Below are 9,570 nucleotides of genomic sequence, written 5' to 3' on the forward strand. Positions count from 1 at the left end.
TAAGTTAGATTTCAATAGATCTAAAAAATAATCCATTAGTTTAAGCTGTTTGGATAGGGGTATTTATTGGATTGACAGAGATTTACGCGCAAATTATAATACATTGATTATCAATATATTACAGATAAACGTAGTTCTGCAAAGACTCTGGTAATTTCGTACGTGGGTATGGAAAGCCAGGAAGTCTCTGTTAAGCCTGTGATAAATATTCTGTTAAACTCTGATACACAGAATATTGAAGAAGTTGTTGTTACAGCAATGGGGATTTCTAAAGAAAAGAAAGCATTAGGTTATGCTGTTCAGGATGTAAAAGGAGATGATTTAACACGTGCAGCCAGCACTAGCATCTCTTCTGCATTACAAGGAAAAGTTTCGGGTGTAGATATTACTCCTTCATCAGGTATGCCAGGAGCCTCCTCTCAAATCACGATTCGTGGTGTCCGTTCTTTTACGGGTGACAATACTCCGCTGTATGTAATTGATGGTATGCCCATTGCATCTGCTGCAGATATTGACACAGACAAAAGAAATACTGGTAGTGTTGCTGGAGCAGACTTTGCTAACCGTGCTGTCGACCTGGACCCTAACGATATTGAAAGTATCAATATCCTAAAAGGCCAAGCCGCTTCTGCCCTTTATGGTATGCGTGCTTCTAACGGCGTAATTGTTATTACAACTAAGAGTGGAAAAAATGCAAGAAAAGGTAAGCCTTCTATCACATTCACTTCTAATCTGGCATTCGACAAAGTATCAACTCTTCCTGAATTCCAGAAAGAATTTGCACAAGGTAGCGGTACATTCTCTCCTACATCTTCATTAGCGTGGGGACCGAAAATATCCGACCTAGCAAATGACCCCAATTATGGAGGTAATACGGATAATACTTATACACAGCAGTATGGTAAACATGAAGGAATGTATTATGTGTCTCAGCGTGCAGCAGCCGGATTAGATCCTTGGGCTACACCGCGTGCTTACGACAACGCCAAGAATTTCTTCAACACAGGAGTATCCTGGAGCAATAACGTCAATGTTGCACAGGCGTTTGATAAAGGTAATTATTCATTCTCATTAGGTAATAATACTACCGAAGGTATTATTCCTAATACAGGTATGGACCGTTACAATGCAAAATTGAATGCTACAGCCAATTTAAGCGAGCATTGGACAACAGGTTTCAGCGGAAACTTTGTAACATCAAAGATCAGAAAACAGAGTGCAGGTAATGAAGGTGTTGTCGCAACTATTTATGGTTCACCCTCCAGCTATGACTTTAACGGCATTCCTTCGCACGTAGACGGCGACCCTTATACACAAAACAACTACCGTCCTACTACATTCAATAATGCTTACTGGGCTAGCGAAAATAACTCTTTCGTAGAACGCTCACAACGCTTTTTCGGTAATGCCTATACACAGTATAAGACCCAATTTGGCGAAAATCATATTCTGACAGCAAAATACCAGTTAGGAGCAGATGCTTACAGTACCATTTATTCCGATAATTACGGATATGGCGATAAAAGTTATTCAAGTGGTTACTCTCGTCAGGACAGTTATCATATCAATGAAATGAACTCTTTGTTCACATTGAATTACGACTGGAAAATTACTCCGGAATTGGATTTAAATGTATTATATGGCAATGAATTTGTAAATAAATCTACAAGAATTACAACCGGTGAAGGATACAACTTTAACTTTCCGGGCTGGAATCATATCGGTAATGCTACAACTTTCCAAGCCAATCAAAGTACAACTAAAAAGCGTACAGTAGGTAATTTCGGAAATTTGGCTTTATCTTGGAAAAACATGCTGTACCTAAACGCAACTGTTCGTAATGACATCGTATCTTCCATGCCGCGTGGTAGTCGTTCATTTACTTATCCTTCTGTCTCTTTGGGATGGATCTTTACAGAACTACCCGCTTTGAAAGACAATAATATTCTTACATTTGGTAAAATACGTGGTTCTTATGCAGAAGTTGGTATGGCCGGAGATTATGTAGATAATTTATATTATACACCAGGATATGGTGGTGGTTTCTCAGCAGGTACTCCTATTCAATATCCGTTCGGTTCTACAACCGCGTATATCCCTTATTACAAAATATATGACCCGAATTTAAAGCCGCAGAACACCAAATCTTATGAACTAGGTTTAGATTTGACTTTCCTGAACGGTTTGGTTTCTGTAAATTATACCTACTCTCGCCAAAACGTAAAAGATCAAATCTTTGAAGTTCCATTGTCAACTTCTACCGGTTATAGTTCTATGGTAACAAATGGCGGGGCTATTCACACTAATTCTCATGAGATCACTTTAACAGTTAAACCGATCGAGAAAAGAATATTTACTGGGACTTCGGATTTAACTTCTCTAAAATCGACAATTATGTGGATGAACTGGCAGAAGGCGTAAATAGCATTATGTTGGGAGGTTTCGTAACACCTCAGGTACGTGCAGGTATCGGTGATAAATTCCCGGTTATTTACGGTTCCGGTTATTTGCGTAATGATGCAGGACAGATCATTGTCGATGAAAATGGTTTGCCTCAAGCAGGTGAACCTCAGGTTATCGGTAAAGTTTCTCCAGACTTCCGTTTAGGATTCAATACAACATTCGAACTGTATAAGTTCCGTTTATCAGCAGTTCTTGATTGGAAACAAGGAGGACAGATCTATAGCGGAACAATGGGTGTTCTTGACTATTATGGTGTAACTCAACGTTCTGCCGATTATCGCAAAATGTCCGAATTCTTATTTGAAAAATCAGCGGTTAAACAAAATGCTGACGGTTCTTATTCTCCGAATGATATCAAGATCAAAGGAGAAAATGCCTACGACTACTTCAACGCAATGAATGCTATCGATGAAGCCAGTGTTTACGATAATTCATTCATCAAACTGCGTGAAATATCTTTAAGCTACCCTGTCTTTGAAAAATCATATTTAAATATTACTGCTAGTGTATTTGCACGTAATATTCTTCTTTGGTCTCAATTACCAGGTCTTGATCCGGAAGCGACTTTAGGAAACAACAACATGGCTGGTGCATTCGAACGTTTCTCTATGCCGGGAAGTTCTAGTTACGGTTTCGGTTTAACATTCAAATTTTAAACAAAATAATATGAAAGTTAGATATAATAAAATTAAAACATATCTGTCTGTAGCTTTAGTAGCCGGAGTTTTGTTCTCTTGCTCTGAAGACAAAATGGACAAGATCAACCAGGATATAGACAATCCGCACAGTGTCGATGCTAAATTCATTCTGACAGATGTAATCACTTCTACAGCATTCAGTAATATCGGTGGCGATTTCAACCACTACTTTTCTTCTTATGTAGAAAATGAAGTTGGTATTTTCAATCAGTTATACAATGCTGAAACCCGTGTTTCTGAGGTTTATTCATCTGCCACCTTCAACAATATTTGGGGAGGAGTTTATAGTTCATTGAAAAATGCACGTATTATTATCGACAAATGCTCGGAAGAAGGAAGTCAACCCGGTAACTATACAACAAAAGGTATGGGTGAAGTTTTGGCTGCTGTAAATGCAGGTCTGATAGCTGATGCTTTTGGAGATGCACCTTTCAGCCAGGCAGCATTGCCTCAATTAGACAATGGTAAACCTCAGTTCATGACACCGGAGATGGACAAACAGAAAGATATTTACACTGCTATCATTGCCTACCTGGATGCCGCTATTGAAGACCTTCCTAAAGGAGATACACATGCAACAGGTAAACCCGGAGCTCAGGATATTCTGTTCAAAGGAGATGCCAACAAATGGTTAAAGTTAGCTTACGGACTAAAAGCACGTTATACAATGCATACATTAAATGTGACGGAAGATAAAACCGCTGCATTAAATACAGTTTTAGAATGCTGCAAAAAAGCTGCACAGAATGCTGGTGATCAAGCAGCTTTCAATGTGTATGACGGTGTTGCTAATTTAAACCCTTTGTTTGATTTTTTCTATAGCCGCGAATATACTGCAGCCAGTGCCAGTCTGACAAAAAAACTGATCGTTCGTAATGATCCACGCTTACATCGTGCTTTTGCTGATGCTATCGGTGCCGATGAAAGTCTGGGTGCCGAAGGTTTTTACAGCAAACAATTAACAGGAAAGGAAGAGAACTTCTTATCCATGATGGCTCCCAACGGCAAGCCTCAACAGGTACAGGAAGTTTATAACACATCTATTTTCTTGTTTGCTGCAACTGCGCCTACTATGTTCATGAGTTACCATGAAGTTAAATTCCTGGAAGCTGAAGCTTTAGTAAGATTAAATCGTTTGGAAGAAGCAAAAGCAACATTGAAAGAAGCTATTGTTGCCGGTTTGATGAATATGGAAGTTAGCGTTGATGCAGCTTTGGAAAACACCTCTGTTCCGGTTAAAGGTAACTCAACAGAAGCTGTAACAATAGCAGAGGCTGAAGAATATTTTGAGACAGAAGTTGTTCCTTTGTTCAATGCAGATCCGCTAAAAGAAACAATGATCCAGAAGTATCTGGCATTTTGGGGAGCGAACGGTGAATCAACCGAATGCTATAACGACGTACGTCGTTTGAAATCAGAAGGTCATGACATCTATGACTTCGAGAATCCGGGTAAATTTCCGCTACGCACGCCTTACGGCAGCGATGACGTTACAACCAACCCTAATGTTAAAAATGCTTATGGCAATGGTCAGTATGTATTTTCTGAAAATGTTTGGTGGGCCGGAGGAAGCCGATAAACGAAATACTCATTTCAAATAAAAAAGAAGACCGGTAAAGTTGCTGTTGAACTTTACCGGTCTTTCTTTTTTATTTCTATCAATAACTTTTTATTTATTTCACAAACTTCACATCGATACCTTTATCTTCTTTTGCTTTTAGCCCGAGGACTCTCCCTCCTACTTTCACCTTTCCGGTAATAAATTCCGGGATATTATAGGACATCATAAAACGGTCATAAAATCCGGTATCTTTCTGAGGCAACAGAAATGGTTTGCATGCTTGTCCGTTCTCATCGATATAAGCGATATACAGACGCGTATACAACCCGTCTATCCGACGACTGCTGAAGATGACCCAACGACTGTTACTGCTCCAGGAATGATAGCTTTCCACATCATCGCTATTCAATATATCCAAAGGTGTGCTTTCGCCGGTTGACAAATCAGCCATATACAGATCGGCATCTTTATGCCAAATAGAAAAATTACCATAACCGGACAGCGTATACATCAAGTGTTTTCCATCCGGAGACACACGGGGGAAAGATGCACTTTGTTCTGAAACAGAAGCGTTATATAAAGTATCCACTACCGAACCGAAGCTTCGGGTATCCGGATCAAAACCGATAGAACACAAGCTATATTTAATTTCGGAATATTCTTCCGGAATAGGACGGGGAACAGCCGTGCAGAAATAAAGTGTTTTCCCGTCCGGAGAAAACGTGGGAAAAGTTTCAAAAGCATCTTTTGAAAACAGCCTGGCTGTTGTGACAACTTCATGTTTCACCACGTCATATACAACCACGTCTGAAGCCTCATCAAACACCTCTATACGGTTCCTGTCATTTGCATGGAATCCCTGTTTTGTATTATTCACAGAAAATGCGACATACTTTCCGGAAGGATGCCAGGAAGGATATACCAAAGATGAAATCGTTTGTTCCGTTTTGTATTCAGTTTTCTCGATCTTATCACCATCGACCAGGATTGTTCCGGATAGGTTTCTCGCATGTGGAATAACATCTTATCGGGATTTTGCATACAGAACGAATGGCAATTCACACAATTCCTGCCACTCATCTTATTCTCGATGATCGGGGTTTCTGTATAGTTTTCCAAATTGCGCTGGTAAAGTCCCATTTTATTCCATAGAGTATATCCTGGAAAGCGATCAGACGGTAAGCAATATAAGGATCGATCGGTTCTGCCGCCACACTCCATTTGACAGGAGCATATTCCAGCCACTTTCCCTTCTCTTTCACACGGACAACCACCTCTACCGTATTTCCTGTTGCAGACGATAAAAGTTTCTTCCATTTAGAGATCGGGAAAACAAATTGGTTATCCTTTGCCCTCACTTCCACCTGCTGACCGGCGTACGACAAAACGACCTGTGCATCTTCGACAGAATCCTTCAGGGAGAAATTCAAAGGAGCGATATTTGCCGGAATTGTTATATCCGCATAATCCGGAACAATAGCTGGCTTTCTATCCAATGTTTCACTCACCTGAACCGAATCCGAACATGAAAAAAACAGGGTCAGCAAAGCTATATATTTATAATTTCCATTCATATTCCATCTCTTTTATTTAAACATAAAATAAAACCAGTACGTATCTCCATAAGCCCGTCTCATCAATCCGGGCAACGCATTTTTATTATTCCGGTTTCCTAATACCTGTTTCTTGTATTCGGCAAAACGCTGCACCACAGACGGAGAAATATCGAAACGTTTCCAATAATCCGGTTCAGCCTCCGACAAAGTGATCACAGCTTCCTGAAAAGATTTCGGCAATGAAGGAAGGACCTCCGTACCATAATAAGTCTCCACCATCTTTTTGAAGCCATCCATATTCTTCGCCAGCAAATACAAAGCCCCCAGATACTGGATAGCCGCTTTATTTTTCGGATTAGCCTCTGCAACCATGCACAAATCTTTTTCCATATAGTTTATTTCGGAAAGATAATTTTCCTTTGGCAGGCATTTACGCCTTGATCCTAATGCCGAATCCTGCTCTACCGCAGCATCGTTATATAAAAACTTCCGGTGTTCATCTGCCCAATTCTTATAATAAACCGTATTCCCCAATATATTCAGATACTTTTCCGCTACCTGATATTCTCCGTAAATAATATTTGTCTGGACAAGCCTTTTCAGCATTCTCGGATTCCCCTCTCCTATGGCGGTCGCATAAGCCTCAAAAGCCATTTCCTGCGCCATTGCCGAATTGCCCATCGCAAAAGCAATATCACTCAATAAAGAAGATATCTGTTCAGTTTTATTCCAACCGACCATCAATCCCTGCGGACCTCTCTGATCGAAATTGAACATCTGATCTGCCAATTCTCCTCTCTGTGCCAAAGCCAGATTCAGATAGCACATATTCAAATAATTAGTCAACGTACCTTTACTGGCATCCAGGATCTTATCCCATTGCTCCGTTCTTGCATAATAATCCAGTTCTTTCACCTTGGCTGACTTTCTATCTCCGTACTTTGGAATACCCCACCAACAGAACGCAAATAAAAGAGCCAGTTGTAAAACAACTCCTGCGATTCTTGTTTTTTTACCGATCTCTTTCTTCCTTTTCCTCAGCAGAAAAGCTACAATCAGAATGAGAGGGAATGAAATCCATGAATAATAGATGACAGATTTAGGCTCCAATGCCGTATGATAATATGCATCCGTAAAAAGGCAAAACGGTACTCTCCCAACAAGGCAAAATAAACACTGCAAATTCCACATAAGCTCCCCAACAGAACAGCTAATAAAACCCAGTAAACTTCGGAGTTTTATTCAGGAACTCATAAATCAAAACAGACAGGGCAAACAAACATGCCACCGCTCCCGCCAGCCCATAAAGCAACGGTGTCACAACGATCTCTGCTATCATCCGCCATTTATCATCCGATATACGCAAGCACAAATACAGAGCCAGAAGCATCAGATTGAACGCAATCGTTCCGAAAACCAGATAATTGAAATCAAAATGAAGGAACATAAGCAAAATAACTGGTATCAGATAAAGCAGGAACAACCCTGTACCCGGTACGATCCGGCGGACGATTCCTCTCATTCCAATCCCTGCGAACAGTAGCAATACAGCCGTAATCCCTGCCCCGGCATACGGATACCGAAAGAACTGCACTAAAAATTCAGATAAGGTTAACGCAAATCCGCCTGGCATAGACAATTTGCCGGAGATATATTCACCGGTAAACTGAAACAACTGGCTTTGCTCAATAAAAAAGAAATGGAATCGACTATATTCCTGTAAAAAGACGAACAAAGCAGCCAATACAACCAACCCGAAAAGCTGTGACTTTCAATCTCATGGTATTATGATTTTTAAGTATGTTTAATCAGTTCGAAACGCCTGTCGACACACGAAGGTAATTCATGCGGATAGTGGGTTACGTAAATCAGTGTCTTTCCCGGACGCGCACAAAACTGCTCGATCACATGTGCTGCTTTCCGCTTATTACTGATATCGAGGCCATGCAACGGCTCGTCCGTAATGATCAGATCCGGATCTTTCACAAAGCCCGTGCCAGCAAAGCCAGCCGCTGCTCGCCGGAAGACAATGTCAGAAATGAACGGTCTTTCAACTCTTCAATACCAAAGACACGCATCCATGCCAAAGCAACAGCCTGCTGTTCTTCCGTACATTTACGATACAGCCTGATAGAATCAAAAACCGGAACCTACAATATTCAGAGTCGGCACATTCTCCATATAAAACAGATGCATCTCGGAGAAACATACCTATCCTTTTCTTTATATCCTGGGATACTTTCACCTGATCCCGCTTCCGGTCAAACAAAAATAAACTATTTGCGTAAGATTGCGGATTATCGGCATAAATCAGACTCAACAAAGTAGATTTTCCGGCTCCGTTAGGACCGAATAAAGCCCACTTTTTCCCCGTTTTTCACTTCCAGTCCAGTTCTTTTCAGGATCGTACGACTGCCGTATTTTATAGAAACATGTTCCATACGGAATGTAATTTCATGTACGGATGGTTCTTTGTCTGACAGAGGTAATGACAAATCCTCCGGATGACAGGGAAACAAATGTGCCTGCAACTCCTTATCCGCCATAAATTCCGCACGTGTACACGGTTCATAAGGTTTCCGGTTATGTACAGGAAGAACATGAGTAATCATTTCGGAATATCACCGGATTCGACAACAACAGAATAACCTGTACATTCTCCAGTTTCGCCATTTGCTGCAACAGACTTACCAAAACATCGCGCGAAGCGGCATCGAGACCGATAAAAGGATTATCCAATATCAAGATGCGCGGATGGCTCAACAAAGAACGGACAATAAGGAATTTGCGCAGCTCCCCGCTGAAAGAAAATAAGTTTCTTAGGCAATAAATCTGCGATGCCGAAAAAGAAAGTATCTTTACAAATCATCCGTTACGGAATGATCTTTCAATATTTCCTCCACCGTCGGCACCTCATCTGTCTCCGTGGAATGCCAACGTTGCTGATAATATGTGTTCCGGCAATCGGCTAATGAATAAATATCCTTGAATGCTATACTTTTGATCAGGTTACTGACTTTGTCGTCATAACCAAAGATCACCTCTCCCTCTTTCAATGCAAACTTACGCTGCATCAGATCGGCAATCAAAGTTTTTCCCGAACCGTTAGGTCCCACTATCGCCCACTGTTCCCCCTTCGTTGATTGTCCAGCTGAAAGGTTCAGCAAAACGCAGTTCCGGCAAACGGGTCACTACATTATTTATATAGGCTATCGCTTTATTATTATTTTCCATTGTTCTTAATTTGTCTCCCCAAAGGTAAATAGTTTATTTATAAAATTAAGCATACCGG

Annotated in this window: 3 protein-coding genes and 3 pseudogenes; 2 read left to right on the forward strand and 4 right to left on the reverse strand. The window is 40.8% G+C overall.

Annotated features, from left to right (window positions below; translation table 11 throughout):
- The first annotated feature begins 168 nt into the window (after positions 1-168).
- Together P3L47_RS23500 and P3L47_RS23505 are read left to right on the forward strand one after the other, a co-directional pair.
- Positions 169-3,119: pseudogene (locus tag P3L47_RS23500) on the forward strand (SusC/RagA family TonB-linked outer membrane protein).
- 10 nt (positions 3,120-3,129) lie between these two features.
- The gene (locus P3L47_RS23505) at positions 3,130-4,740 is read left to right on the forward strand and encodes a SusD/RagB family nutrient-binding outer membrane lipoprotein (RefSeq protein WP_122361507.1); all 1,611 of its coding nucleotides are present in this window, start codon (positions 3,130-3,132) and stop codon (positions 4,738-4,740) included.
- Between the two features lie 94 nt (positions 4,741-4,834).
- Here P3L47_RS23505 and P3L47_RS23510 read toward each other — a convergent pair.
- The 4 genes and pseudogenes from P3L47_RS23510 to P3L47_RS23525 all read right to left on the reverse strand — a co-directional run bounded on the left by P3L47_RS23510 (position 4,835) and on the right by P3L47_RS23525 (position 9,512).
- Positions 4,835-6,296 (reverse strand): annotated as a pseudogene (locus tag P3L47_RS23510) (TolB family protein).
- 12 nt (positions 6,297-6,308) lie between these two features.
- Complete coding sequence (locus P3L47_RS23515) at positions 6,309-7,469, reverse strand: DUF6057 family protein (RefSeq protein WP_277783749.1); 1,161 nt, start codon at positions 7,467-7,469, stop codon at positions 6,309-6,311.
- Positions 7,470-7,488: 19 nt separating this feature from the next.
- Complete coding sequence (locus tag P3L47_RS23520; protein WP_277783750.1) at positions 7,489-8,031, reverse strand: DUF6057 family protein; 543 nt, start codon at positions 8,029-8,031, stop codon at positions 7,489-7,491.
- Between the two features lie 41 nt (positions 8,032-8,072).
- Positions 8,073-9,512, reverse strand: a pseudogene (locus P3L47_RS23525) (ATP-binding cassette domain-containing protein).
- Between the last annotated feature and the right edge of the window lie 58 nt (positions 9,513-9,570).

The organism is Parabacteroides chongii, from assembly GCF_029581355.1.
GTDB classification, from domain to species: domain Bacteria; phylum Bacteroidota; class Bacteroidia; order Bacteroidales; family Tannerellaceae; genus Parabacteroides; species Parabacteroides chongii.

Excerpts from the sequence above, each read along its gene's own strand:
- P3L47_RS23515 (WP_277783749.1), bottom strand. The coding sequence starts at position 7,469 with ATGTGGAATTTGCAGTGTTTATTTTGCCTTGTTGGGAGAGTACCGTTT.
- P3L47_RS23505 (WP_122361507.1), top strand. The coding sequence starts at position 3,130 with ATGAAAGTTAGATATAATAAAATTAAAACATATCTGTCTGTAGCTTTA.